25 protein-coding genes are annotated in these 24,797 nt (G+C 74.1%); 14 read left to right on the top strand and 11 right to left on the bottom strand.

Annotated features, from left to right (window positions below):
* The first annotated feature begins 112 nt into the window (after positions 1-112).
* The gene (locus SM793_RS29705) at positions 113-544 is read left to right on the top strand and encodes a ribonuclease domain-containing protein (protein WP_320441394.1); all 432 of its coding nucleotides are present in this window, start codon (positions 113-115) and stop codon (positions 542-544) included.
* Between the two features lies 1 nt (position 545).
* Complete coding sequence (locus tag SM793_RS29700) at positions 546-1,073, top strand: barstar family protein (RefSeq protein WP_320441393.1); 528 nt, start codon at positions 546-548, stop codon at positions 1,071-1,073.
* 6 nt (positions 1,074-1,079) lie between these two features.
* On the opposite strand, the gene SM793_RS29695 is transcribed toward SM793_RS29700, so the two are convergent.
* Entirely contained in the window at positions 1,080-1,487 is a 408-nt protein-coding gene (locus tag SM793_RS29695; RefSeq protein ID WP_320441392.1) for a VOC family protein, read from the bottom strand.
* Positions 1,488-1,734: 247 nt separating this feature from the next.
* On the opposite strand from SM793_RS29695, the gene SM793_RS29690 reads away from it, so the two are divergent.
* Positions 1,735-2,034 (top strand): hypothetical protein, encoded by a 300-nt coding sequence (locus SM793_RS29690; RefSeq protein WP_320441391.1) that lies wholly within the window; start codon positions 1,735-1,737, stop codon positions 2,032-2,034.
* 69 nt (positions 2,035-2,103) lie between these two features.
* On the opposite strand, the gene SM793_RS29685 is transcribed toward SM793_RS29690, so the two are convergent.
* On the bottom strand, positions 2,104-2,637 hold the full coding sequence (locus tag SM793_RS29685; RefSeq protein WP_320441390.1) for an NUDIX hydrolase: 534 nt from the start codon (positions 2,635-2,637) through the stop codon (positions 2,104-2,106).
* Between the two features lie 241 nt (positions 2,638-2,878).
* Here SM793_RS29685 and SM793_RS29680 point away from each other — a divergent pair, with 241 nt between their 5' ends.
* Positions 2,879-3,517 carry a hypothetical protein gene (locus tag SM793_RS29680; RefSeq protein WP_320441389.1) on the top strand — a complete coding sequence of 213 codons (639 nt, stop codon included), beginning with the start codon at positions 2,879-2,881 and terminating at the stop codon, positions 3,515-3,517.
* A gap of 22 nt (positions 3,518-3,539) precedes the next feature.
* Here SM793_RS29680 and SM793_RS29675 read toward each other — a convergent pair whose 3' ends face one another.
* Both SM793_RS29675 and SM793_RS29670 read right to left on the bottom strand, forming a co-directional pair.
* Positions 3,540-4,061 (bottom strand): hypothetical protein, encoded by a 522-nt coding sequence (locus tag SM793_RS29675; protein WP_320441388.1) that lies wholly within the window; start codon positions 4,059-4,061, stop codon positions 3,540-3,542.
* A gap of 144 nt (positions 4,062-4,205) precedes the next feature.
* Positions 4,206-5,612: an LCP family protein gene (locus SM793_RS29670; protein WP_320441387.1), complete on the bottom strand. Its 1,407-nt coding sequence runs from the start codon at positions 5,610-5,612 to the stop codon at positions 4,206-4,208.
* A 273-nt stretch (positions 5,613-5,885) separates the two neighbouring features.
* Between SM793_RS29670 and SM793_RS36515 the strand changes: the two genes are divergently transcribed.
* The 4 genes from SM793_RS36515 to SM793_RS29655 all read left to right on the top strand — a co-directional run bounded on the left by SM793_RS36515 (position 5,886) and on the right by SM793_RS29655 (position 10,583).
* The gene (locus SM793_RS36515; protein ID WP_353612751.1) at positions 5,886-5,972 is read left to right on the top strand and encodes a putative leader peptide; all 87 of its coding nucleotides are present in this window, start codon (positions 5,886-5,888) and stop codon (positions 5,970-5,972) included.
* Between the two features lie 175 nt (positions 5,973-6,147).
* Complete coding sequence (gene ssuE, locus SM793_RS29665) at positions 6,148-6,702, top strand: NADPH-dependent FMN reductase (RefSeq protein ID WP_320441386.1); 555 nt, start codon at positions 6,148-6,150, stop codon at positions 6,700-6,702.
* A gap of 508 nt (positions 6,703-7,210) precedes the next feature.
* On the top strand, positions 7,211-7,999 hold the full coding sequence (locus SM793_RS29660) for an ABC transporter ATP-binding protein (RefSeq protein ID WP_051741025.1): 789 nt from the start codon (positions 7,211-7,213) through the stop codon (positions 7,997-7,999).
* 22 nt (positions 8,000-8,021) lie between these two features.
* Positions 8,022-10,583 (top strand): ABC transporter permease, encoded by a 2,562-nt coding sequence (locus tag SM793_RS29655; RefSeq protein WP_320441385.1) that lies wholly within the window; start codon positions 8,022-8,024, stop codon positions 10,581-10,583.
* Positions 10,584-10,777: 194 nt separating this feature from the next.
* On the opposite strand, the gene SM793_RS29650 is transcribed toward SM793_RS29655, so the two are convergent.
* Positions 10,778-12,478 (bottom strand): LCP family protein, encoded by a 1,701-nt coding sequence (locus tag SM793_RS29650; protein ID WP_320441384.1) that lies wholly within the window; start codon positions 12,476-12,478, stop codon positions 10,778-10,780.
* Positions 12,479-12,697: 219 nt separating this feature from the next.
* Here SM793_RS29650 and SM793_RS29645 point away from each other — a divergent pair, with 219 nt between their 5' ends.
* Positions 12,698-13,738: a glycosyltransferase family 2 protein gene (locus tag SM793_RS29645; protein WP_320441383.1), complete on the top strand. Its 1,041-nt coding sequence runs from the start codon at positions 12,698-12,700 to the stop codon at positions 13,736-13,738.
* A gap of 147 nt (positions 13,739-13,885) precedes the next feature.
* Positions 13,886-14,578 carry an acyltransferase gene (locus tag SM793_RS29640; protein WP_320441382.1) on the top strand — a complete coding sequence of 231 codons (693 nt, stop codon included), beginning with the start codon at positions 13,886-13,888 and terminating at the stop codon, positions 14,576-14,578.
* A 36-nt stretch (positions 14,579-14,614) separates the two neighbouring features.
* Here SM793_RS29640 and SM793_RS29635 read toward each other — a convergent pair whose 3' ends face one another.
* From SM793_RS29635 to SM793_RS29625, 3 genes are all read right to left on the bottom strand, one after another.
* Positions 14,615-16,279: an LCP family protein gene (locus tag SM793_RS29635; RefSeq protein WP_320441381.1), complete on the bottom strand. Its 1,665-nt coding sequence runs from the start codon at positions 16,277-16,279 to the stop codon at positions 14,615-14,617.
* Between the two features lie 217 nt (positions 16,280-16,496).
* Positions 16,497-17,963, bottom strand: coding sequence for an LCP family protein (locus SM793_RS29630; RefSeq protein ID WP_320441380.1), 1,467 nt, complete (start codon positions 17,961-17,963; stop codon positions 16,497-16,499).
* 36 nt (positions 17,964-17,999) lie between these two features.
* On the bottom strand, positions 18,000-18,791 hold the full coding sequence (locus tag SM793_RS29625) for a TIGR03089 family protein (protein ID WP_320441379.1): 792 nt from the start codon (positions 18,789-18,791) through the stop codon (positions 18,000-18,002).
* 104 nt (positions 18,792-18,895) lie between these two features.
* Here SM793_RS29625 and SM793_RS29620 point away from each other — a divergent pair, with 104 nt between their 5' ends.
* Positions 18,896-20,083 (top strand): peptidoglycan recognition protein, encoded by a 1,188-nt coding sequence (locus tag SM793_RS29620; RefSeq protein ID WP_320441378.1) that lies wholly within the window; start codon positions 18,896-18,898, stop codon positions 20,081-20,083.
* Between the two features lie 40 nt (positions 20,084-20,123).
* On the opposite strand, the gene SM793_RS29615 is transcribed toward SM793_RS29620, so the two are convergent.
* Positions 20,124-20,615 carry an SgcJ/EcaC family oxidoreductase gene (locus tag SM793_RS29615; RefSeq protein WP_320441377.1) on the bottom strand — a complete coding sequence of 164 codons (492 nt, stop codon included), beginning with the start codon at positions 20,613-20,615 and terminating at the stop codon, positions 20,124-20,126.
* A 6-nt stretch (positions 20,616-20,621) separates the two neighbouring features.
* Between SM793_RS29615 and SM793_RS29610 the strand changes: the two genes are divergently transcribed.
* The 3 genes from SM793_RS29610 (at position 20,622) to SM793_RS29600 (ending at position 22,433) form a co-directional block, all read left to right on the top strand.
* Complete coding sequence (locus SM793_RS29610) at positions 20,622-21,671, top strand: DNA-3-methyladenine glycosylase family protein (RefSeq protein ID WP_413816058.1); 1,050 nt, start codon at positions 20,622-20,624, stop codon at positions 21,669-21,671.
* A 70-nt stretch (positions 21,672-21,741) separates the two neighbouring features.
* Positions 21,742-21,993, top strand: a complete 252-nt coding sequence (locus SM793_RS29605) for a type II toxin-antitoxin system prevent-host-death family antitoxin (protein ID WP_320441376.1) — start codon at positions 21,742-21,744, stop codon at positions 21,991-21,993.
* On the top strand, positions 21,990-22,433 hold the full coding sequence (locus tag SM793_RS29600; RefSeq protein ID WP_320441375.1) for a PIN domain-containing protein: 444 nt from the start codon (positions 21,990-21,992) through the stop codon (positions 22,431-22,433). Before SM793_RS29605 ends, SM793_RS29600 begins: the two co-directional genes overlap by 4 nt.
* Before the next feature lie 19 nt (positions 22,434-22,452).
* On the opposite strand, the gene SM793_RS29595 is transcribed toward SM793_RS29600, so the two are convergent.
* Positions 22,453-23,745, bottom strand: coding sequence for a coenzyme F420-0:L-glutamate ligase (locus tag SM793_RS29595; protein ID WP_320441374.1), 1,293 nt, complete (start codon positions 23,743-23,745; stop codon positions 22,453-22,455).
* Entirely contained in the window at positions 23,742-24,752 is a 1,011-nt protein-coding gene (cofD, locus tag SM793_RS29590) for a 2-phospho-L-lactate transferase (protein WP_320441373.1), read from the bottom strand. The genes SM793_RS29595 and cofD overlap by 4 nt, the downstream gene beginning before the upstream one ends.
* Between the last annotated feature and the right edge of the window lie 45 nt (positions 24,753-24,797).

Below are 24,797 nucleotides of genomic sequence, written 5' to 3'. Positions count from 1 at the left end.
TCACTCGGACGGGTGGGGGCGGGGGTGGCTGCGGCGTGGTCGCCGGGGTGTCGGGCGTGTGCGCGGTACGCCTTTCCCTGCACACGCTCCCGCACGGAATCGGGTAACCCCCATGACTCTCCGCCGACTGGCGCGGGCCGTTCTGGTCCTCGCCCTGGCCTGCCCGCTCGTTCCCGCCGCCCCGGCGCTGGCCGCCGCTCCGGCCGTCCGGGCGGTCGTCCGGCCCCCGCTCCCCGTCGAGGACTTCCCGCCGCAGGTCGAACGGGCCTGCCGGATCTGGAAGGGCATCGGGTGGCCCACCGGCCCGCGCCCGGTCGACTTCCGGATTCCCGGCCCGGAGTTCGTCCGGGGCGGCAACCCGTACGGCAACCGGAGCGGGGACCTTCCGGCGGGCGGCGCGTACCACGAGTACGACGTCAACCCCCGCCCGACGCCCACCACCCATCGGGACGCCGAGCGCGTGGTCCGCGACGAGCGCACCGAGCAGACCTGGTACACCGACAACCACTATGCCGACTTCCGCGAGATCTCCGAAGGCTGCTGACGTGCCCGCAGCGCCCGAGTCCCCGTTCGGTCCGGCCCGGTGGGACCTCCTGCCGGGCCGGACCTGGGCGGGCTTCACCGCCGGCGCGGACCGCCTCCGCCTCGTCCGGGGCGCGAACTGCCGCACCAGGGCGGCCCTGTTCGCCGAGTGGGCGCGGGCGCTCGCGTTCCCCGGCTACTTCGGCCACAACTGGGACGCCTTTGAGGAGTGCCTCAACGACGCGCTCCTCCCGCCCGGCACCGAGTCGACCGGGGCGGCCGGATCGACCGGGGTGGCCGGGGCGGCCGGATCGGCCGGATCGACCGGGGCGGCCGGGGCCACCGCCACCCGCCTCCTCGTCCTCGTCGCGGACGCCGACGCCCTCCTCGCGGACGAGCCGCCCGCCCAACTCGCCCTGTTGCTCGGCATCCTGGACGCGGTGGCCGGCCGGCCCGCCGCCGACCGCGCCCTCCGCGTCCTCTTCGTCGCGGACCCGCCCGGGGCCGGAGCCGCCGAGGCCCGCCTCCGCGCGGCCGGCCCGACCGACTGAGCCCGGTCAGCCCAGGTTGGTCACCACGGGCCGCTGCTGGCGCAGCGAGATCTGGTTGCCGTCCGGGTCCCGGGCCTCGATGCGGAAGCCGAACGGGTACTCCTCGGGCTCGGCCCCGTCGAACTCCACGCCGCGCTCGCGCCAGATCTCGAAGTCCTTCCTCAGGTCGTCCGACTCCAGGACGACCGGACCGGGCGCGGACACCTCCCGCGCCCGCGGCGGCTGCCCGGCGGCCGAGGCGTGCGACCAGAGGATGATCTCGAACGGGTGGCCCTCGGCGCCCACGGTGAGGAAGCGGCCGTCCGGACCGGGGTAGTCGATGCGCTTCTCCAGCCCCAGCTGTTCGGTGTAGAACCGCAGCGCGCGGTCCTGGTCGGTGACGTAGACCGTGACGTACATGACCCTGGTGAGCATGGTGCTGTCCTCTCAGTCCGGCGGCCGGTGATGCCGCTCCGCCTCCCTGACGGATCCGGGTGGCCCGGTTGTGACGGCCGGGGGCCATGAATCTTCCGCAGGAAAAGTCGACCCGTCCGACTTCCCACTCCGCACCCGGCCGCCACGCCGCCCCGTCCCCGACGCCGCGTCACCGCCCGGTTACTTTGGGCCGCACCGGCGGGGTCGCGCAGGGCCGCTCCGCTCCGGCCGAAAGGAATGTGGACGCATGAAGCAGCGACGCACGGCAACCGTTCTCGGAGCCTGGCTGGCGGCCGCCGCCCTCGCCGTCGCGGTCCCGGACACCGCGTACGCGGCCCACGGGATCCTGATCGTCGACGGCGCCGCGTACCAGGATCCGAGCGGGTGCCTCACACTCGGCGACTTCGTCCAGCCGGTGGTCACCAACTACACGGACTCGGTGGTCCAGGTCCGGGCCGGGACGAGCTGCCAGGGCCCGGTCGAGAAGATCGTCGTCCCCGGCGAGTCCTACGCGGCACTGGGTGGCCGCAGCGTCCTCGTCCCCTGACGCGCCGACCCTCCCGGGGACGCGCGGGAAGTCGGCCCCGCCGACCTCCCCGCGCCCCGGACGGCCCCGCTACAGCAGGCCGAGGTGGTCGAGGCCCAGATAGGCCGGGCCGGCGTCGGAGAGCAGTCCGCGGCGCAGCACGGTCTCGCGGAACTCCGCCAGGTCCATCAGCACCACCTCGATGAACTCGTTGCGGTCGTGCGCGGTCCGGGCGGTCGGGGTGCAGTCGGTGGCGACGCAGGCGTGGCGCACGCCGTTGGAGTAGGCGTCGTGCCAGACGGCGGTGACGTGTTCCACCCTGCCCCGGTAGCCGGTCTCCTCGGCGAGTTCGCGCGCGGCGGCGTCCTCGGGGGACTCGCCCGGGTCGATCACGCCGCCCGGCAGTTCGTACAGCAGGGCCTGCGGTCCGGGCCGGAACTGCCGGGTGAGCACGATGCGCCGGTCCGGGGTCAACGCGACGACGGCCGCGCAGGAGTACTCGTTGCCGAGGTGGTAGACCTCCTCGCGGCCGTCCGGCATGGCGAAGGTCACCCGGTCGGTGCCGCGCCCGAAGGCGCTGTGGATCGGCTCGCGGTGGAGTTCCCGCCAGTGTGCGTCGCCCATCGGGCGGGCTCCTTCCGTACGGTCGCGCGGGCGCCCGTGGCGGCGCGTCCGGACGTCCGTGGGCGCGGACGGCATCGTGTGCACGCGCAGAATAGCCGTGCATCGCCCGCTCCGGGAGGATTCGCCGGAATCGTTCGCCGTGGTCGAGCGGGCACCGTAAGCTGCGCGGGCGTGGTCGGCCCGGCGTCCGGGAAGCGGCCGCGATTCGACGAACTCCGCACCCCGGCAAGGTGGTTCACCCATGAGGCAGACGAGTCGGCGCAAGGACGACGGTGAGGTGACCTGCGAGCAGGTGACCGTCCTCTCCTTCGAGCCCGAGGCCGAGGCCCGGGTCGACGAGGACGGCCGCGTCCTGCTGATGAGCGAGCCCGCCAGCCTGACCCGCATCCCGGTCCGGATCCTCCGGGAGGCCATGACGATCAAGCGGGTCGCGGGCTACTGGATCAGCTGGGCGGAGTGGTTCGGTCCGGACGACATCCGCAACCACGCCCGCTGGGTGCCGGACGAGGAGTACGTCCGGCCCGGCGAGGGCGGTCTCGGCGGCCGGTTGGACGTGAAGGTGTCGGCGTACTGGGCGGTGGAGCGGGAGCCGCGCCGGGCGCGGCTGCGGACCAGCGAGGCCGTGGTGACCTTCCCGGCGGGGGAGGCCCGGTGCGAACTCGTCCTGGAACGCCCCGAGCCGCAGCACCCGGCCACCCTGGTCGTCCATCTGTCGGACGCCTGGTGGTCGGGCGGTCGCGGCGGCCGGACGATCCACCACGGTCTGGCGGGCGAGCTGGAGGGCCCGGGCGGGCGGCCGGGTGAAGGGCGGCGCGGAGCGGCCGTCCACCGGTACGCGGAGTGTGCGACGGGGCACCTGCCGGGGGTGGCCGTCGGCTGACGGGGCACCCCGGCCGCGCACCTCAGGTACGCGGCTCGGCCGCGGTCACCGTGCCCACACCCGCACTCACGCCCGCACCCACGCCCGCCACCGCCGTGCCGTCGGGCCAGTCCGCCCGGGTCCCGACCTTCCGGGCGGGGGCGCCGGCCCAGATCTCGCCCGGCCCGGTGGAGCGGGTCAGCACGGCGTTGGCGCCGACCACGGTGCCGGCGCCGACCGTCAGCACCCCGGCCTTGCAGACCACCTTGGCGCCCGCGCACAGCACCGCGCCGTCCTCCACCACCACCCGCCGCATCGCGCTCGCCCCCTGCGGCACCCAGGGGTCGGCCCGGCCGACGGTCACGCCGTTGTACAGCGTCACGTCGGCGCCGAGGGTGGTGTACGGATGCAGCACGGTGCCGAAGCCCCGGTGGAACACGACGAGCCCCGGCCCGATCTCGGCGGCGGGCGGCACCTCCATCCCGTAGACGGCGAGCAGCTCCTGGACCAGGCGGCCCAGGAGGCGGTGGCGACGGCGGTAGATCAGCGCGGTGACGAGTGACATCCACCCATTGTGTCGACGACGTTACAAGGAGTCACGCAGGTGTGCGGGTCGCCCGTGGCGGCGGAGCGGCCGCTCCGACTCCGGCCGCTCCGCGTCGGGCTGCTTCGGGCCCGGCTGCTTCTCGTCAGGCTGGTTCGGGTCCGACTACTTCACGTCCGGCACGGCGGTGTCGTTCTTGAAGGCGTCGAACACCTGCTTGGCCTTCGCCGCGTCCCACTTGACCGCCGACTCGCCGGTGTTGGTCTTGAAGTCGGGGTTGGCGATCGGCACCGTGATGCTCTTTCCGCTGCCGCCGTTGACGTCCTTCATGGCGAGGAAGAGCGAGCCGAGGTCGGTCAGCCCGGCGTCGTCGTCGACGATCAGCGTGCCGAGGCCGGAGGACACCAGCGGGTAGAAGGTGAACGGGTTGAGCACGGTGGCCGGCGAGGCGGCCTGCTTGGCCAGCGCGCCGAGGAACTTCTGCTGGTTGCGCATCCGGCCGAGGTCCTGGTCGGCCATCTGGTGGCGCTGGCGGACGAAGGCCAGCGCCTGGGTGCCGTCGAGGCTCTGGCAGCCGGCCTTGAGGTCGAGGCCGGAGTCCTTGTCCTGGACGTCCTGCTCGATGCACATGTCCACGCCGCCGACCGAGTCGACGATGCCGACGAAACCGGCGAAGCCGATCTCGGCGTAGTGGTCGATCCGGATGCCGGTGTTCGTCTCCACGGTCTGCGTGAGCAGTTTGCCGCCGCCGGAGGCGAAGGCGGAGTTGATCTTCGAGGTGGCCGCCTTGACGGGCTTGCCGTTCTCGCCGGCGTGCTCGGGGATCGGCACCCAGGAGTCGCGGGGGATGCTCATCAGGGTGTTCCCGTTGTCCCCGACGTGCAGGATCATCATCGAGTCGCTGCGCTTGCCGCCCGCGTGGCCGGTGTGCAGGTCCTCCTCCTGGCTGTCGGAGAGGCCGTTGCGGCTGTCCGAGCCGACGATCAGCCAGTTGGTGCCCTTGCCCGCGGCCGGGCGGCCCGGGTAGTCGGTGAGCACGTTCTCGTGGTTGATCTTGGAGTCCGCCCAGAACCAGGTGGAGACGGTGGTGACCATCAGGGCGATCAGCACGCCGAACACCGACCACTTGACGATCCGGCGCCGCGGCCAGCGGCCGGGGCGGGCGGCGGCGGGCGACTGCGGCCCGCCGGGGGCTATCGGCCCACCGGGCGCGGAGCCCGGGCCGCCGGGGCGGCCGGCGCCACCCGGCGTGCCCTGCGCGGGCACCGACGGGCGCGCGCCGGGCTGGCCGTAGCCCTGCCCGGGCTGCCCGTACCCCTGGGCGGGGCCGTAGCCGGGCGCCTGCGGCGGCCGGCCCTGCGGGGGCTGTCCCTGCGGCTGCCCTTGCGACTGGGGCTGCGACCGGGGCTGCCGGGGCGCCGGAGCGCCCGGCCCGCGCGGGTTCAGCCCGGCGGGCAGCGGCGGCTCGGCGGCCGTGCCGCCGTCACCGGGCCCGTACGCGGCGCCACCGCCACCGTTGCCGCCGTACGGGTTCCCGCCGCCGCCCGGGCGGCCCTCCTGCCACGTGTTCATGTGGGAGAGGATGCCCGACGCGGGCGCCGGTGACTCCCCCCGGGGTCCCTACCAGGGCCCTTGTAGCAGTTTTGATGCACGCGCCGGATCGTTCCGCCGCATGGGGCCGGGCGGGCGCACGCCCCGTGTCCGTCCGGCCACCCGACCGTCGTCCGACCGCCGTCCGACCGCCGTCCGTCCGGTCACCCTGCCGGTCCACCGTCTCACCGTCCGTCTCACCTGGTGTTCGGTTCTCGGGACGATCCTTGACCGTCCCGAACGCTGCGTGTTTGCATGACTGCCATGGATCAGCGATGGACTCTCACGCGTCGGCGGCACGTCGACCTGCAGCGTGTGTCCTGTTCGCTCTGTTGTGGCTGACGCTCGCCCGTCGAACCCCCACCACTCCTCCTCTTCCCCCGTTCCGCCGCTGCCCGCGCGGCGTGCCCACCGCTGACCGTCGCCGCCCGGCCTCCGCCGGGCCGGCCGACGCGCCCCGCGGTCGGTGCCGAGCGCTGCCGAAGCGGCGTCCCCGCTTCCTCCCCGAGGTGAATCCATGGCCACCGTCCTGTCCGTCTCCGGCTCGCCGTCCCCGACCTCCCGCACCACCCGCCTGCTGCGCCTGATCGACGCGCAGCTGGAGGAGCGCGGCCACCGCGTCGTCCCCTTCGAGGTGCGCAGCCTGCCCGCGCACGCGCTGCTGACCGCCGACCTGTCGCATCCGCGACTGGCGGCCGCCCTGGAGCTGTTCGCCGAGGCGGACGGCGTGGTGATCGGCACCCCGGTCTACAAGGCCGCCTACTCGGGGCTGCTGAAGACGCTGCTCGACGTGCTGCCGCAGTACGCGCTGCGGGACAAGGCCGTCCTGCCGCTCGCCACCGGCGGTTCCACCGCGCACGTGCTGGCGGTGGACTACGCGCTCCGGCCGGTGCTCAGCTCGATGGGCGCCGACCACATCACCCGGGGCTGGTTCGTGCTGGACCGCCACATCACCGTCCGGGAGGACGGCACGACCGTGCTGGAGCGCGAGACGGACGTGCTGCTGCGACCGGTGGTGGACGCCTTCGCGGGCACCCTGGAGCGCCTCGCCGCCCCGGTCCTGACGGTCTGACCGCCCGGCCCGGCCCGACGCCGGGTCAACTCCCGTCCGTACCAGTCTCGTCGGGCTGTCGTCGACCCCTCGTCGGCCCCCTCGCGCGTCCTCGCGCCGGCCCTCGCGGGCGATCCGGCGAGGGGTGGCCGAGGGGGCCGACGGGCGTTCCGGCCCCGCTCGGGGAGCACCCGTGGGCCGCTTGCCGCGCCGCCGCGCCGGGGCTCCGTAAGGGGGGTCCCTGAGGGTGGCCGGGCCGACCCCTAGGGGGAGGGGCGACCCACCCCGTACAACTCCGGTTGGGCCGCTTCCTCCCGTCGGATGACGAGGAGAAGTGGTCCCGGCTCCTAACGTGGTTCACATCCCCGCCCGTCCGAGGCGGACCCGCTCCGGTCGGGTCCGGGTCCCCGGTTCACCGGGAGGGTGGGGCTGACTCCCGGTCGAAAACTATCCCCTGCGCGATGTCGCCGAGTGGGTGGGACGGAGCAGGCTGGGGGCAACGGGTGGGACCACTTCTTAGGAGACGACAGTGACGACGGCAGCAGCAGCCGTGTACGACCCCCAGCTTCCCGGCGGTGCCCCCGCCGTCGCCGCTTCGGCCCGCCAGGTGACCAAGTCCTACGGAGCCGGTGAGACCAGGGTGACGGCCCTGGACGCGGTGGACGTCGACATCCAGCGGGGCCGGTTCACCGCGATCATGGGCCCCTCGGGCTCCGGCAAGTCGACCCTGATGCACTGCCTGGCCGGTCTGGACACGGTGACCGAGGGGCGGATCTGGATCGGCGAGACCGAGATCACCGGTCTGAAGGACAAGCAGCTGACCAGGCTGCGCCGGGACAAGATCGGCTTCATCTTCCAGGCCTTCAACCTCCTCCCGACGCTGAACGCGCTGGAGAACATCACCCTCCCGATGGACATCGCCGGTCGCAAGCCCGACCAGGCCTGGCTGGACCGGGTGGTGGAGACGGTCGGGCTGTCCGACCGGCTCAAGCACCGGCCGACCCAACTCTCCGGCGGCCAGCAGCAGCGCGTCGCGGTGGCCCGGGCACTGGCGGCCCGGCCCGAGATCATCTTCGGTGACGAGCCCACCGGGAACCTCGACTCGCGCTCCGGTGCCGAGGTGCTCTCCTTCCTGCGCCGCAGTGTCGACGAGCTGGGCCAGACCATCGTCATGGTCACCCACGACCCGGTCGCGGCCGGCTACGCCGACCGCGTGCTGTTCCTCGCGGACGGCGTGATGGTCGACGAGATGCACGCCCCGACGGCCGACTCCGTCCTCGAGCGCATGCGCCGTTTCGACGGCAAGCGCACCAGCTGAGCGGGCGGGAGCTAACAGGACCATGTTGCTCAAGACATCACTTCGGAGCTTCTTCGCCCACAAGGGGCGGATGGCGCTCTCCCTGGTCGCGGTCGTACTCTCGGTCGCCTTCGTGTCCGGGACGCTGGTGTTCTCCAACACCGCGACCAGCACCTTCGACACACTCTTCGCCTCGACCGCCTCCGACGTCTCGGTCGGGCCCGCCGAGCCGGAGATCGGCGGCAAGGACGCCCGCGCGAAGACGCGGACGATCCCCGTCGACAGCGTGCGCAAGGTCGCCGCGCTCCCCGGGGTGAGGACGGCGATCGGTCAGGTCACGGTGGAGAACGCCACCCTGGCGGACCCGGCGACCCTCAAGAAGGTCGGCCCGACCAGCGGCGCCCCGACCATCGTCGGCAACTGGACGGACACCCCGCGCAGTCCGGTCGAGATCACCTCCGGTCACGCACCGCAGGGCCCCGACCAGGTCGTGCTCGACGCGGACACCGCGAAGAAGGCCAAGCTCGGCCTGGGCGGCAAGCTGCGGGTGATCATCAACGACCACCACGACTTCACGATCGTCGGCATCGCCGCGTTCAAGACCACCAACCCGGGTGCGGCGCTGGCCTTCGTGGACACCGCCACCGCGCAGAGCGTGCTGCTCGGGGCGTCCGCCTACACCTCGGTCGAGGTGTACGGCGACGGCAGCCGGTCCGACGAGCAGCTCAAGTCCGACGCGCTGGCCGGGCTGGGCGGCGGCTTCGAGGCGAAGACGGCGGCCGAGCAGAAGGCGGACGGCCAGAAGAGCGTCGGCTCCTTCCTCGACTTCATGAAGTACGCGATGCTCGGCTTCGCCGGCATCTCGCTGCTGGTCGGCGGCTTCCTGATCATCAACACCTTCTCGATGCTGGTCGCCCAGCGCACCCGGGAGATCGGCCTGCTGCGGGCCGTCGGCGGCAGCCGGAAGCAGGTCAACCGCTCGGTGCTGGTGGAGGCGCTGCTGCTGGGCCTGGCCGGGTCCACGATCGGCATCGCGGCCGGTCTCGGGCTGGCGGTCGGGCTCATCCAGCTGATGAACGCGGCCGGGATGAACCTCGACGCCTCGGACCTGAAGATCGGCGCGGACGTGTTCGTCGCCGGGTACGCGGTGGGTGTCGTGATCACCGTGCTCGCGGCCTGGATCCCGGCCCGCCGGGCGAGCCGGATCGCACCGATCGCCGCGCTGCGCGACCACGGGACCCCGGCCGAGGCCCGCTCCAACACCGTCCGGGCGATCATCGGCCTGGTGCTCACGGCGGGCGGCGGCGGTCTGCTGGTGCTGGCCGCCAAGGCGGAGAAGGCGGCCACGGGGGGCCAGTTCATCGGGCTCGGCGTGCTGCTGACCCTGGTCGGCTTCGTCGTCCTCGGCCCGCTGCTGGCCACCACCGTGGTCCGGGTGCTCGGCGCGCTGCTGCCCACCCTGTTCGGCCCGTCCGGCAAGCTCGCCCAGCGCAACGCGATGCGCAACCCGCGCCGTACGGGTGCCACGGCTGCCGCACTGATGATCGGACTGGCGCTGGTGATCGGGGCCTCGGTCTTCACCTCCTCGGTGATCGAGTCCACCAACGACCAGATCGACCGCTCGGTGGGCGCCGACTACATCATCTCGGCCGGTCAGAACGGGGTCTCCCCGGAGATCGCCGCCGCCGTCGGGAAGGTCCAGGGCGTGGACCACATCACCGGGCAGAAGTACCTCCCGGCGTACTTCACCACGCCGGACGGGAAGACCGAGGAGAACGGCATATCCGCCGTCACCGCGCGGTTCACCGAGGACTTCCGGCTGCCGGTCAAGGAGGGCGCGCCGGACTCCCTCAAGCAGGGCGCGGTGGCGATCGGCGAGGACTTCGCCAAGGACCACGGCCTCAAGCTCGGCGACCCGATCAAGGTCGACTACGGCAACGGGCAGGTCCAGTCGCTGCCGGTCGGCGTCGTCATGACCAAGGGCAACCAGCTCTTCGACGGCAACACCTTCGCCTCGCTCGACGCCGTCACCAAGGCGGTGCCGGCCGCCGACCAGCCGGTGGACGCCATCCTGTTCGGCAAGGCGGCCGCCGGGGCGGACGTCGCCAGGACGCTCACCGGCCTGGAGGACGCGCTCAAGCAGTACCCGCAGGCCTCCGTCCGCGACCAGGCCGGCTACAAGGACCTCGTCCAGGAGCAGGTCAACACCCTGCTCTACATGATCTACGGCCTGCTCGGGCTGGCGATCGTGGTCGCGGTGCTCGGTGTCGTCAACACCCTGGCGCTCTCGGTGGTGGAGCGGACCCGCGAGATCGGTCTGCTGCGGGCGATCGGGCTCTCCCGCCGCCAGCTGCGCCGGATGATCCGGCTGGAGTCCGTGGTGATCGCCCTGTTCGGCGCCGTCCTCGGCACCGCGCTCGGTCTCGCCTGGGGCATCACCGGGCAGCAGGTGCTGCGGACCCAGGGCCTGGAGACGCTGGCCGTCCCGACCACGACCATCATCCTCACGCTGGGTGCCTCGGTGGTCATCGGTCTGCTGGCCGCTCTGGTGCCGGCCTTCCGGGCCGGGCGGATGAACGTCCTCGCGGCGATCGCGACGGACTGACCGGACGCGGCCCCCGGATCGGGGGACCGGGGGCCGCGTCGGGCGACCGGGAGAAGGAGAGGCCCGGTCCCGGGAGCAGGGGGGCAGGGGGACGGGGGACGGGGGGACGGGGGACGGGGGGACGGGGAAAAGGAAGGGGCAGGGTGCATGCGCACCCTGCCCCTGGTGTGTGGCGGGCGGATCCACGGGCCGGTTCAGGGGCAGATGATGTCGCTGGCCCGCTCGGCCCCGGCCCCCGCCGCGCCCCCGCCCGCCACGCTCTCGGCGCGCGCCTCCGGGGCCGGGCCGGACGGCGCCGGAGGCGGCGGCGGGGCGGGCACCGCGACCGCCGTCGCGGACGGACCGGCCGCCGTGGCCGTCGACCCCGCGGCCGGGTGGTCCGCCCCGGCGTAGACCTGGAGGACCGCCCCCAGCCCCGGGACGGGCGTCAGCTCGGCGGTCGGAACCGCGCCGGCCAGCGTCCGCGCCGACTCGGCCCAGTGCGGGTCGTACCGGATCACGGTGCGACCGGCCGGTGTGCCGGCCGGGGCGTTGGACGGCGCCCCGGTGGTGGCGAACCCGGCCCGCCGCAGCTCGGCGTCGACCCGGGCACCGAGACCGGCCGCACCCGCCGCGTTGAAGACCTGGACGTGCACCTGCTCCGGAGCGACGCTGCCCGCCCCCACCCCCGCCGCAGCCCCGGCAGTCCCGGCCCCCGCACTTCCGGCCCCGGCCCCCGCTGTCGGAACCGCCGAAGGCTCCGCCCCTCCCGCTCCGCTTCCGGTCCCGCCCGCCCCGCCGTCCCCCGCCGCCAGCGGTCGCCCCTCCCGCAACGCGTCGAACAGGGCCCGGGCCCGCTCGGTGTCCCAGAGCACCGTCGAGCCCCAGCCGGCGACCGGGTGGTCCACCGAGGCCAGCGGCACGGTCACGAAGTCGGTCCGCCCGGTCGTCAGCTCCTTCATCCGGGTCGCCAGCGTGATCAGGTCGTCCGCCGAGAGTTCCTTGTCGGCCTTGACCGAGGCGAGCAGGCTGTCGGCCGCCCGGGCCAGCCGGACCGGGTTGAGCAGGGTGCCGCCACTGGTCACCTGGTGCAGCAGCTGCGCGACCAGCTTCTGCTGCCGGCGCATCCGCCCCAGGTCGGCCGTGCCGTCCACATGCCGGGCCCGTACGTACCTGAGCGCGCCGGCGCCGTCCAGGGTGCTGGTGCCGGCCGGCAGGTCGAGGCCCGAGTACTCGTCCTTGAGCGGTTTGGCGGTGCAGACCCGGACCCCGCCGACGGCGTCCACGGCGGAGACGAACCCGGCGAAGTCGACCTGCAGGTAGTGGTCGATGCGCAGCCCGGTGTTCTGTTCGACGGTGGCGACGGTCAGCTGCGGGCCGCCCATCCCGAACGCGGCGTTGATCTTGCCCTTGCCGGCCGGGACCGCCCGCCGGGTGGCCGGGTCCCGGTGGGCGGGGATGTCGACGTAGGAGTCGCGGGGAATGCTGACCACGCCGGCCCGGGAGCCGTCCCCGGAGAGCTGGACGATCATCATCGTGTCGGTGCAGTGGCAGGATTCCCCCCCGGCGTGCAGCACGGTCTTGAGCGTCTTCTCCGGGACTCCGTCGCGCTCGTCGGTGCCGACCACCAGGAAGGTGGTGGAGCCGTCGTCGGCCGGTCGTGCCCGGTCGTTGCTGAAAGCGTCCACGCGGTCGATCGACCCGATCCCGTGCAGTACCGCCCAGCCTCCGCAGGAGGTGACGAGGACGCTGAACGCGATGCCGGCGGCCAGTCGACGGGGCCAGAAGCGGCGCCGTTCCGAGGAGCCGCCGGACGGGTCGAGCGGCTCACCGGACCGGTCGAGCGGGTCGGCGGACTGTTCGAGCGGGTCGCCGGTCGGGTCTTCGGGCTGGGCGGAGCGGGGGAAGACGGGCATCTCTCGGATGGTAGGGGCGCCCTCGGCCGGGCCGGGTGAGGGCGCGCCGTGACCGGGGAGTACGGTGGGCCCCGACCGGTGAAACGTTCCTCCGTGCGCCCCACGGGCGACCCCGGAGAACTTCTGCGACGGTCCTTCGCACACCCCCTTCCCGCCCGGGCGGAGACCCCCAGACCGGGACAAGACGACACCCCGCCCGCACCGGTACGGTTGGCCCCGATGAACACCAAGGCTGCTGAGGAGCTGCCGGCGGTCTCCGTGATCATGCCGGTGCTCAACGAGGAACGACACCTGCGCACGGCCGTCCGGCACATCCTGGAACAGGACTACGCCGGGTCGATGGAGGTGGTGATCGCCCTCGGTCCGTCCACCGACCGCACCGCGCAGATCGCCGCCGAACTCGTCGCCGAGGACCCCAGAGTCCGGACGGTGGAGAACCCCACAGGGCGCACTCCCGCAGGGCTGAACGCCGCCATCCGGGGTTCCCGCCATCCGATAGTGGTGCGCGTCGACGGCCACGGCCTGCTGACCCCCGGCTACATCACCACGGCGGTCCGGTTGCTCCGCGAGATGGAGGCGGCCAACGTCGGCGGCATCATGCACGCCGAGGGCGAGACCGAGTGGGAGCACGCGGTCGCGGCGGCGATGACCTCCAAGATCGGTGTCGGCAACGCCGCCTTCCACACCGGTGGCCTGGCCGGCCCGGCGGACACCGTCTACCTCGGCGTGTTCCGGCGCGAGGTGCTGGAGCGCCTCGGCGGCTACAACGAGGAGTTCGTCCGCGCCCAGGACTGGGAGCTCAACTACCGGATCCGCCAGGACGGCGGCCTGGTGTGGTTCACCCCCCAGCTGCGCGTCACCTACCGGCCCAGGCCCACCATCAAGGCCCTGGCCAAGCAGTACAAGGACTACGGCCGCTGGCGCCGGGTGGTCACCCGCTACCACCGCGGCTCGGTCAACCTGCGCTACCTCGCGCCCCCCACCGCCTTCGCCGGGGTGACACTCGGCCTGCTGCTCGGCCTGGCCGTCCACCCGGCCTTCCTCGCCCTGCCCGGTCTCTACCTGGTCGGCATCGCCGGCGGCGCGGTGAAGGAGGGGCGCGGCCTGTCGCTCAAGGCGAAGGCGCTGCTCGCGGTGGCCTTCGCGACCATGCACCTCAGCTGGGGCTTCGGCTTCCTCACCTCGCCGCGATCGCTGGCCCGCAGGGTCATCGGCAGCCGCGCCCCGTCCGGCGCGGACGTGGTGGCCGAGCGCGGCTGAACACGGCTCGGCGCGGCTGAACGCAGCTGAACGCAGCTGAACGCAGCTGAACGCAGCTGAACGCGGCCCGGCGCGGCCGAGGCGCCATCCGGCCAATCCGGCGGACCCGCCCTCCCGTTCCCGCGCCCGACGCTATCGTCGGGCGCCATGGGGACAGTCGAGGGCGGGTCCGCCGCCGTTTCCGAGGGCTCCCGGGCCCGGATCGAACCCACCGCCGATGTCGACGGGCGCGCCGTGCTCGGCGCCGGGACGACGGTCTGGCACCTCGCCCAGGTCCGCGAGGACGCGGTGATCGGCGCGGACTGCATCATCGGCCGCGGCGCCTACGTGGGCCCGGGGGTGCGGATCGGCGACCGGGTCAAGCTGCAGAACCACGCCCTGGTCTACGAGCCGGCGGTGCTGGAGGACGGCGTCTTCGTCGGACCGGCGGCGGTGCTCACCAACGACCTCTACCCGCGCTCGGTGGACGTCGACGGTCGGCTCAAGCGCGGCGAGGACTGGCACGCCCGAGGGGTGACGCTCCGCCGGGGCTGCTCGATCGGCGGTCGCGCCGTCCTGGTCGCGGGGGTGACGGTGGGCCGCTGGGCCCTGGTCGCGGCCGGCGCGGTGGTGCACCGGGACGTCCCGGACTTCGCCCTGGTGGCCGGTGTCCCGGCCCGCCGGATCAAGTGGGTCGGCCGGGCCGGCGAACCGCTGCGGCCGGTCGGAGCGGACCGCTGGGTCTGCCCGCGCACCGGCGAGGAGTACCGGGAGCACGACGGCCTGCTCGCCCCGGTCGAGGCCCAGTCCCCGGCCGAGCCCCAGTCCCCGGTCGAGCCCCGACCCCCGGCCGGGTCCTGACCCCGGCCAGTTCCTGGCCGAATCCCCGGGAAGCGCCTACTTGGCGCAGGCGTCGATGTCGTCGCCCTGGACCCGCTGGAGGTCCTTCGGCGCCTCGCTCGGCACCGGGGCCGGCGTCGCGGCGGCCCCGGCGGCGGTCGACGCCGGAGCGTCCTTGCCGAGCACCAGCACCAGCCCGTCCCGGGCGCCCAGCTTCGGGTCGGCCTTGACGGCGCCGGCGGGCAGGCCCAGCGCGGTGGCCAGCGCCGCCGCCTCGGCGGCCTTCCCGGCCGGGTGGGCGATCGAGGTGGTCGCCGCAGCGGGCACGTTGGCGGCGGTGGCGGCCCTGGCATAGCCCTTCGCCACCAGTCGGTCGACGGTCTGCTGCGCCTGTCCGGGCGTCCCGGTGCCGTTGCGCACCGTCACCCGCAGGTCCTTCGCGTCGACCGGGGCCGCGGCGGTCGACGCCGCACCCCCGGGGGCGGCCGGAGCGGCCGGAGCGTCCGGAGCGGACGTGGCCGCCGGAGCGGCCGGAGCGGACGCCGCCGGGGTCTCCGGGGCCCCCGCCGCCGGCCCGGTCAGCGAACGGTCACCGCCGACCATCGAGAACAGCTGGGCGGCGTCCGGCTGCTTGAGTACCAGCCGGTTCTCGTCCGCCGGGTCGTCCAGCACCGGCACGGTGGCGAAGGTGATCTTCCCGGCGTCGACCTTGCTCAGGTCCAGCGCGAGGTCCTTCAACCTGTCCACGCTGCCGATCCCGGAGTCCACGGTGAGCGCCTTGGTGGCGGAGTCCGCGAGCTTCCACAGCTTGGCCGGGTTGGTCAGTGTGTCGCTGCTCTTGATCGAGCGGATCATCGAGCCGATGAACTGCTGCTGCAGCGGTATTCGGGTGAGGTCGCCGCCCAGCCCGACGGCGTGCCGGGTACGGACGAAGGCGAGTGCCTCGTCGCCCTGGACGACGTGCCTGCCCTTGCTCATCCGCAGGTGCGAGTCCGGGTCGTTGATGTCCTTGGCCGCGCACACCTCGACGCCGCCGACGGCGGTGGAGAGCGTCTTGACGGCGTCGAAGTTGACCATCACGAAGTGGTCGACCCGGATCCCGGTGACCTTCTCGACGGTCTTCCAGGTGCAGCCGGGATCGCGGCCCTCCTGGCCGAGGCTGTTGTTGAACATCGTGCGCGCCGTCCCGGGGATGGCCTTCCCGTCCGGTGTCCGGCACTCCGGGACGGGCACCATGAGGTCGCGCGGGATGCTGAGCGCCGTGGCGTTGCTGCGGTCCTTGGCGATGTGGAACAGCAGCGTGGTGTCCGCGTGCCCGGTGCTGCCCTCGTCGCCGTACTCGCGGCCCAGGCCCTCCCGGCTGTCGGTGCCGATCACCAGGATGTTCAGGGCGTCGTCGACCGGTTTGGGCCGCTCCGCCTCGTCGCCCAGCTGCACCTTGACGGCGGTGATGTTGTTGTTGAAGTGCTGGTACGCGTAGTACGCGCCGCCGCAGCCGGCCACCAGGGCGAACGCGGCGAGGCCGCCGGTCCACTTCAGCACCCGCCGGCGCCGGGCGCGCCGGGCGGTGACGGCCCGGCGCCGGGCGGCCCGGCCGCCGGGGTGCGGGGGCTCGGACGCGGCCTCGGCCGGGGTCTGCCGGCGCGGGACGGGGATGCCCCGGGCGGGGTCGGCGGGGTGCCGGTCGGCGCCCGGCCCTCCGTCGTGGATGTCCTGCTGCACGGGTGCTTCCCCTCCCTCCGGCCGGTCCTCGGCCCGGTGCGTGAATTGCACGACCGACTCGGACACCCTAGACGAGCCGGATGAGGGAATTGTTCCGGGTGTGATCTCTGCCATGGTTTCCGGAGGGAATTCCGCGGCCGAATGCGGGGCCGGTGATTTCCGGGCAGAGCCCTTCCAAGATCATGATCCGTGTGCGGAACAGTGATCATGTCCAGGCTCAATGCACCGCACAGGCGTCCACGTCGGCGGTCCGCCCCTCGAAGGCCGACGGGCCGCTCGCGCCCGGTGACGGCGACGCGGACATGGACGCCGACGCGGACGCCGACGCCGACGCGGACACCGGCGCGGACACCGACGCCGAGGCGGACGCCGGGGCCGCCGCGGACGAGGCCGCCGCGGACGAGGGCGCCGCCGTCGGCCTCGTCCCCAGCGGGGCGGCGGACGGGCTCGACCCCGGCGGCCGCACCTCCACCGGCCGGTCGTCCCGCAGCGCCGCGAACAGCTGGGTGGTCTGCGGCTGAACGAACTCGTCCCGGTCCGAGTCGAACCGGTAGGCCCGCCGCGGCGCCGTCAGGAAGGTCACGTCCGAGGACGGGATCCCGCGCAGGTCCTGGGTCAGGTCGTACAGCTCGCCCAGTGAGGACAGCCCGCTGTCCGCCTGCACCGAGGAGGTGGCGGCATCCAGCACCGGCCACAGCTTGGTCGGGTTGAGCAGCACGTCCTGCGACTGCACCTTGCGGATCAGTGCCGCCAGGAACTGCTGCTGGCGCCCCATCCGCTGGGTGTCGCTGCCGTCCCCGAGGGTCTCCCTGGCCCGGACGAAGCCGAGCGCCTGCTCGCCGTGCAGGGTCTGCCGCCCGGCCGCGAGGTCCAGCTTGGCGTCCTTGTCGTGGATCGGCTGCGGGACGCACACCTCGACCCCGTCGACGGCGTCCACCATCCGCTTGAAGCCGGCGAAGTCGACGATCACGTAGTGGTCGATCCGGATGCCGCTGAGCTGCTCCACGGTCCGGATCGAGCAGGCCGGGCCGCCGGTCTCGAAGGCGGCGTTGAACTGCATCAGCGTCGGCCGGCTGCGGCTGCCGTCCGGCTTCTCGCAGGCCGGGACGCTCACCATGACGTCGCGCGGGATGGAGACGGCGGTCGCGTGCCGCCGGTCGGCGGCCAGGTGGAGCAGGATCGTGGTGTCCGAGCGCTGGCCGCCGGCCGCGCCGTAGGTGGCGTTGGCGCCGGTCCGGTCGTCGCTGCCGATCAGCAGCAGGTTCTCGGCGCCCCGGGCCCCGGCGGTCCGGCTGGGGCGCTCGGCCTCCAGCCGGGCCAGCAGCTGGTCGGTGGTGGAGTCGGTGCGGATGTTGCCGTCGAGCTTGCGGTAGGCGACCCAGAGCAGCGTTCCGCAGCCGACGAGCAGGAAGGCGAGGACGCCGGCGGTGACGATCAGCCACCGCCGGCGCCGGCGTCTGCCTCCGCCGGGCGCACCGGGGGCGCCGGCCGTACCGGGGGACTCCGGGTCCCCCGGGCCGCCCGCCCCGGCGGCGCCGTCCGGTCCGCCCGGCGGCGGTTCCGTCGGCACTGGTCCGTTCGGCGCCTGCCCGTTCGGCGCCTGTCCGTTCGGCGTCCGCCCGGCGGGCGGGTGTTCGGTCGGGGAGTGGTCGGTCGGGGGGTGCTCGGTGTCGTCCTCGGCCATAGCGGGGATCCCTACCCGCCCGGCCGGGGCCGGGGGTTACCCGAGGCGCAGTGTCACCCGTTCGGATTCGACCCGCTTCTCCCACTGCTCGGCGTCCAGACCGTCCGCGTTGCGGCAGAGCACCACCGACGCGCCGGCCGCCAGCGGCGCCAGCAGTCCGGCCTCCAGCCCGGACCAGTCGTCGAAGGAGAGGGTGGAGAGCACCCGGTCGCCCGGTCCGAGGCCGAGCCGGGCGGCGCCCTCGCGGGCCAGCTGGACGGTCTGGTCCCCGGTCAGCTTCAACGGCAGGCCGTCCACCACGGTCTCCAGCGCCGGGGCGTCCGGGGTGACGGGGGAGTAGGGGGCGAACCGGTCGCCCTGCCCGGGCACCTCGGCCGCGTAGTCCAGGAAGCCGTCCGGACGCTGGGGGAACCGCCCGCCGAGCGGCCGCAGGGCGAGCGCCACCCGCTCGCCCTCGCAGGCCTGGGCGGCCTCCAGACCGTCCGGGCCGCTGACCACCAGGTCGGCGTCGGCCGGAGCACCGGCCGGGACCGCCGCCACCCCGACCGACCAGCAGGCGAGCAGCCAGACGGCGCTCTGCCAGTGGGCCGGGAGGAGCAGCGCGGCGCGGTCGCCCGGACCGGCGTTGAGTTCGTCCTGGAGCAGGTTGGCGGTCTTGGCCACCCAGTTGTCGAAGGTCCTCGCGGACAGCTCCACGCGTTCGCCGGTGGCGTCGTCGTAGAAGGTGACCAGTGGGGCCGCGGGGTCGACCGAGGGAGTGCCACCTCGCAGGTAAGCGTGCAGCAGCTCGACGGGGGTACGGGCATCGGCAGCGAAAGGCGAAGTCATGGTGCGCCCCAGCCTACGGCCTTCGGGTGGACCTCCGGGAGGGGTGGCGGAAGGGTCGCGGGGTGGCGTGGCGCCCCGGTCGGAATCCCGTGTACATCCGGAATATGCGCATCTCTCCCCGTGCCCTCCGAGGCCGCCCGCCCGCCGTCCTGCTCGCCGTCTGCGCGGCCGTCCTGACGCTCCCGCCGTCCCCCGCCGAGGCCCGGGCCGGGGGTGGGGCGCCGCCGGACCGGCCGGGGGTACGGGCTTCGGCGGGCGGCGGCTCCGTCACCTCGCTCCCGCTGACCGGGGGGCGGCTCCTGGCCGGGCGCACCGCCCGGCGGTTCGACCTGCTCGGCGTCGGCTGGGACGGGCCGGCGGGGGCGCTCGCCGGGGGCACCGTCAAGGTCCGCACCCGGGACGCGGCCACCGGCGCCTGGAGCGGCTGGCACGAGCTGGAGACCGACGGCGAGGACGGTCCGGACACCGGGGCAGCCGCCGTCGCCGGCCGTGCGCCGCGCTCCGCCACCGCCCCGTTGTGGACCGGCCCGAGCGACGGTGTCGCCGTCGAGGTGACGCCGGGTCCGGCCGGACCGCCGCCCGGGCTGCGGGTGGAGCTGGTCGACCCGGGGGAGGGCGTCCGCTCCGCCGGCGCGCGGAGTACCCCGGCCGAACCGGCGGACGGCGGCAGGCGGGTCGGCCACCACCAGGCCCCGCGTCCCGAGGTCGTCACCCGGGCCGGCTGGGGTGCGGACGAGTCGATCCGCGAGCCCGACTTCGAGTACACCGGGCCGGTCCGGGTGGTCTTCGTCCACCACACCGCGACCGCCACCGAGTACGCGTGCTCCGACGCGCCCCGGCTGATCCGGGCGATCTACCAGTACCACGTGCTGAGCAACGGCTGGCGGGACATCGGCTACAACTTCCTGGTCGACCGCTGCGGCACCGTCTACGAGGGCCGGGCCGGCGGCACCGACCTGCCGGTGCACGGCGCGCACACGCTGGGCTTCAACACCGACTCGGCGGGCGTCGCGGCGATCGGCACCTTCGTCACGGACATCCCCCCGGCGCCCCTGCTGAGCGGGGTCGCCCGGATCGCGGCCTGGAAGCTCGGCCTCACCGAGCAGGACGCGGCCGGAAGCACCCGGCTGGTCTCCGGCTCCAACGGCAGCCTCTACCCGGCGGGCACCGGCGTGGTCTTCCAGGCCGTCTCCGGACACCGGGACGCCTTCAACACCGAGTGCCCGGGTGACGCCCTCTACCCGAAGCTCCCCGAGCTGCGCACCGAGGCGGCGCGGCTCCAGGGCCGCTGACCCCCCGGACCCGCCCCGGCAGGGATCCCGGAGGCAGGACCTACTCCGGGCCCGGCCCGCGTCCGATCAGCGCCCGCAGCTCGGCCGTCAGCGCCCGCGCGAGGTCCGGCCGCTGGTCGTACCGGGCCGGGGTGGTCTGCAGCAGCGCGATCCGCCAGCCGGCGCCCGCGTCGACCGCGATCACCGTGTGCAGCGCGTTCAGCGCGGGATCGAGGTCCTCCATGTCGTCCGGCACCAGGCCGGCGACCGCGTCCAGCTGCGCCACCCGGGATCCCAGCGCCCGCACCCGCCGCACCTTGGCGACGTACTCGGGCGTCGGTCGGCCGGTGAAGATCCGTCCGAGTTCGGCGGCCATCACCGACCGGCCGCCGTGCCGGGTCCCGTCGAAGCCGATCAGCTCGCCGTCCACCGCGAACGGCCCGGCGAAGGCCGCCCCGTCCCGCAGGTTCCACCCCTCCAGTACCCGGTGGTAGAGGGAGCGCACGGCGCTCTCGTCACCGGCGGACAGCTCCGGCACCCGCGTATCGTTCATATCCCCATGGTCGGCGGACGGCGCAGGAGGTGCACGGCGGTGAGCGGGACGTCGACGGGCGGGCGCGTGCCCCGGGCCGTACCCGCGGACGTGCCCGGCCCCGGGAGCCCCGGCGCGGGGAGCCCGGACGCCGGGAACCCCGACGCCGGAGCCGTCCGCCGCTGGCGGCCCGGCTTCCCGCTGGACGTGGCCCGCACCCTGCTGCCACTGCGCCGGGGCCCGGCCGACCCGTCCTACCGGAGGACCGCCGACGGCGCCCTCTGGCGGGCCTCCCGCACCCCGGGCGGCATCGGCACCCTGCGGGTGCTGGCCCGTCCGTCCGAGGGCGTGGTCGAGGCGACCGCCTGGGGCCCCGGCGCGCAGTGGCTGCTCGACGGGCTGCCCGGCCTGCTCGGTGCCCAGGACGACCCGGCGGGCCTGGTCCTGCCGGCCGGCCCGCTGCGCGAGGCGCAACGCGGCGCGGCGGGGGCGCGGCTGACCAGGACCGGCCTGGTCCTGGAGTCCCTGGTGCCGGCGATCCTGGAACAGAAGGTCACCACCGGCGAGGCGTACCGGGCCTGGTACACCCTGCTGCGCGCCTTCGGCACCCCGGCGCCGGGCCCGGCCGAGGGTCTTTGGGTGGCGCCCTCGGCCCGTGAGTGGTCGCTGGTGCCGAGCTGGGAGTGGCACCGGGCGGGCGTCGACCCGAAGCGCTCCGCGACGGTGCAGCGGGCCGTCCGGCTGGCCCCCCGGCTGGAGGAGGCCTCCGCGATGGGGCACGAGGAGTCCTTCGCCCGCCTCACCGCCGTCCCGGGCGTCGGCGTCTGGACGGCCGCCGAGACCCTGCAGCGCAGCAACGGGGACGCGGACGCCGTCTCGGTCGGCGACTTCCACCTGCCGAACACGGTCGGCTGGGCGCTGGCCGGCCGGGTCCGCAGCGACGACGCCCAGATGCTGGCCCTCCTGGAGCCCTACCGCCCGCACCGCCACCGCCTGTGCCGGATCCTCCTGTCCACCGGCACCCACGCCCCCCGCTTCGGCCCCCGCCTCGCCCCCAACGACCACCGCCGCCGCTGAAACCACCCGTTCGGGGGAACTGTGCGGTCGTCGGCGTACTACCGTGTAGTACGTAGCGTAGGCTGGCCGCATGGAAGCAACCATGCGGGAGCTGAACCAGCAGACGGCCAAGGTGATAGGAGCCGTCGAGCGCGGCGAGACCGTCACCGTCACCAAGGACGGCCGCCACGTGGCCACCATCCTGCCGCCGGACCTCGCTGAGCCCCACTACCCGTTCCGGACGGACCCGATGGGTGACGAAATCGACGACATGCCGGTCATCAGCGGTGGCCGCCGGATTCTCGACGATCTGGACAGCGCGATGGAAGGGTTCGGAGAGTGAGCGCCGTTGCTGTTGTGGGCGACACCGGGGCCCTGCTCTCCTGCTACTCGCCGACGGAAAAGGAGCACGATGCCTGTCGGGCGGCACTGCGCACGGTCGGACACCTCGTGGTCTCTCCGCTGGTCCTTGCTGAACTGGATTACCTGGCCACCAAGTCACTTGGGGTCGACGGGGCCATGCGCATCCTCGACGACGTGATCGACAAGTGCGCCATCGGTCGCTACGAGGTGCCCGAAGTGGGCGCGCACCTTGGCGCGGCCAGGGCTGTGATGCGCAGGTACCCGACGCTCAACATGGGCCTGACCGACGCGATCAACGTCGCGCTCGCCGCCGAGTTCCGCACCGACGCCGTGCTGACCGTCGACCGTCGGCACTTCCGCGCGATCCGGCCGCTGACCAACCACGAGGCGTTCCGGCTCCTGCCGGACGACCTCGGCTGACCACGCCGTCCCCAACCGGCTACCGCACCTCGATGAAGGCGTCCGCCGTGCGGTCCGGGCGGGTGCGGGGCGGTTCGGCGGGGCGGCCGACGGCGACGGCGCCCATCGGGTCCCAGTGCTCCGGGAGGTCGAGGACCTCGCGCACCGTGTCGCGGCAGAACATCGTCGAGGAGACCCAGGCCGAGCCGTAGCCCTCGCCGGCCAGGGTGACCAGCAGGTTCTGCACGGCGGCGCCGACGGCGACGGTGAACATCTCGCGCTCGGCCGCGGCCCGGCGCGCGTCCGGGTAGTCGTGCGAGCCGTCCATCACCAGGCACGGGACGACCAGGTAGGGGGCCGCGCGCAGGACGTCGCCGCGGGCGGTGCGGCGGGCGATCTTCGCCTCGTCCCAGCCGTCCAGCTCGGCGAGGTCGCGGCGCCAGGCGGCGAGCATCGCGTCCAGCAGCCGGGTCCGCACCTCGGGGGTCTCCAGCAGGACGAACCGCCACGGCGTGGTGTGGTGCGGCGCGGGCGCGGTGGCCGCGGCGGCGACCGCGCGCCGGACGGCGCCCGGGTCGACCGGTTCGGCGGTGAACGCGCGGATGGTGCGCCGCTGGGTGACGGCCTGCCGGATCGCCTCGGAGGTGCCGAGCCGGAACATGTCGTCGGCGGCGGGCCTGAGCAGCGGCCGGACGCCCTCGCCGTCCTCGGCGGTGACCAGGTGGCCGAGGCCGCGGACCACGGCGACCGGGGTGCCGGTGGACTTGCCCTTCACCAGGTCGGCGGCGCCGGCGAGCTCGTCGGCGGTGGCGGTGACGGTCTGGAACAGCTCGTTGCCGTGCGAGTCGGAGCGCCCCCGGTGGTCGTCCAGGACGGCCAGGCCGGCGGCGCCGATGGCGACATCGGTGAGGCCGTTGCGCCAGGGCCGACCGAAGGTGTCGGTGACGACGACGGCGAGCCGGCGCCCGGTGAGCTGCCGGAGCCGGGCGCGCAGCGCGCGGGCCGAGGCGTCCGGGTCCTCGGGCAGCAGCAGGACGGTGCCGGGCGCGGTGTTCGAGGCGTCCACCCCGGCGGCGGCCATGACCAGGCCGTTGCGGTTCTCGACGATCCGGATCGGGCCGCGCCGGGCGACCAGTCGGACGGTCTCGGCGTCGATCGCGGCCTCCCGGTCGGCGGCGTGCAGCAGCCGGCCCTCGGCCTTGCTGACCACCTTGGAGGTGACCAGCAGGATGTCGCCGTCCTCGTAGTCGGCGGCCTTGGCGATCAGCTCGGCGAGGTCGCTGTCGGCGTCGATCTCGGGCAGCCCGGGGACCGGGAGGATCCGCAGGCTCACCGGCGCACCTGCTCGGCGAGCGCCAGCGCGGCGCGGGCCATCCCGGCGGTGGCGGCCACGTCGGTCATCAGCAGCGGTACCGCCCGGCAGGCGATCCCGCCCGCCTCGACGGCGGCCACGGCGGCCTCGTCGACGGTGTCCACCAGCCAGCCGTCCACCAGGCCCTCCCGTCGCCCACCACCACCCTCGCTCGCGCCGCTTCGCGGCGCCCTCCTGCTGCCGTAGTTCAGCGCCACGGCCTCGGCGGTGGCCTCGACCCCGACGGCGGCGAGCACCTTGTCGGCCATGCCCCGCACGGGCGCGCCGCCGATGATCGGCGAGAGTCCGACGACCGGGGCGGAGGCGGCGGCGACGGCCTCCCGGATGCCCGGCACGGCGAGGATGGTGCCGATCGAGACGACCGGGTTGGACGGCGGGAAGAGGATGACGTCGGCCTCGGCGAGGGCCTCCAGCACGCCGGGCGCCGGCTTGGCGGTGTCCGCGCCGACCGGCACGATCGCCTCGGCGTCGACGGCGGCGTGCAGCTTGACCCAGTACTCCTGGAAGTGGATCGCCCGGGTGCCCTGCTCGTCGGTGATCCGGACGTGGGTCTCGACCCGGTCGTCGCTCATCGGCAGCAGCCGCACCCCGGGCTGCCAGCGCACGCACAGCGCCTCGGTGACCTGGCTGAGGGTGTAGCCGGCGGTGAGCATCTGGCTGCGTACGAGGTGGGTGGCGAAGTCCCGGTCGCCGAGCCCGAACCACTCGGGGCCGACGCCGTACTCCTTCATCTCGGCCTTGATGGACCAGGTCTCCTCGGTCCGGCCCCAGCCCTGCTCCTCGTTGATGCCGCCGCCGAGGGTGTACATGACGGTGTCGAGGTCGGGGCAGACCTTGAGCCCGAAGAGGTGGATGTCGTCACCGGTGTTGCCGATGACGGTGATCTCGTCCTCGGGTCCGATGGCCTCCCGGAGTCCGCGCAGGAAACGCGCTCCGCCGATCCCGCCTGCCAGTGCCACGATGCGCATGCGCCCATCCTGCCACGCGCCGACGGGTCGTCAGCCCGACCCTCG

Origin of the sequence: Kitasatospora purpeofusca (assembly GCF_034043715.1) — a bacterium.
In the GTDB taxonomy this organism is placed as follows: Bacteria; Actinomycetota; Actinomycetes; order Streptomycetales; family Streptomycetaceae; genus Kitasatospora; species Kitasatospora purpeofusca_A.
This window is presented reverse-complemented; position numbering and strand designations above follow the sequence as displayed.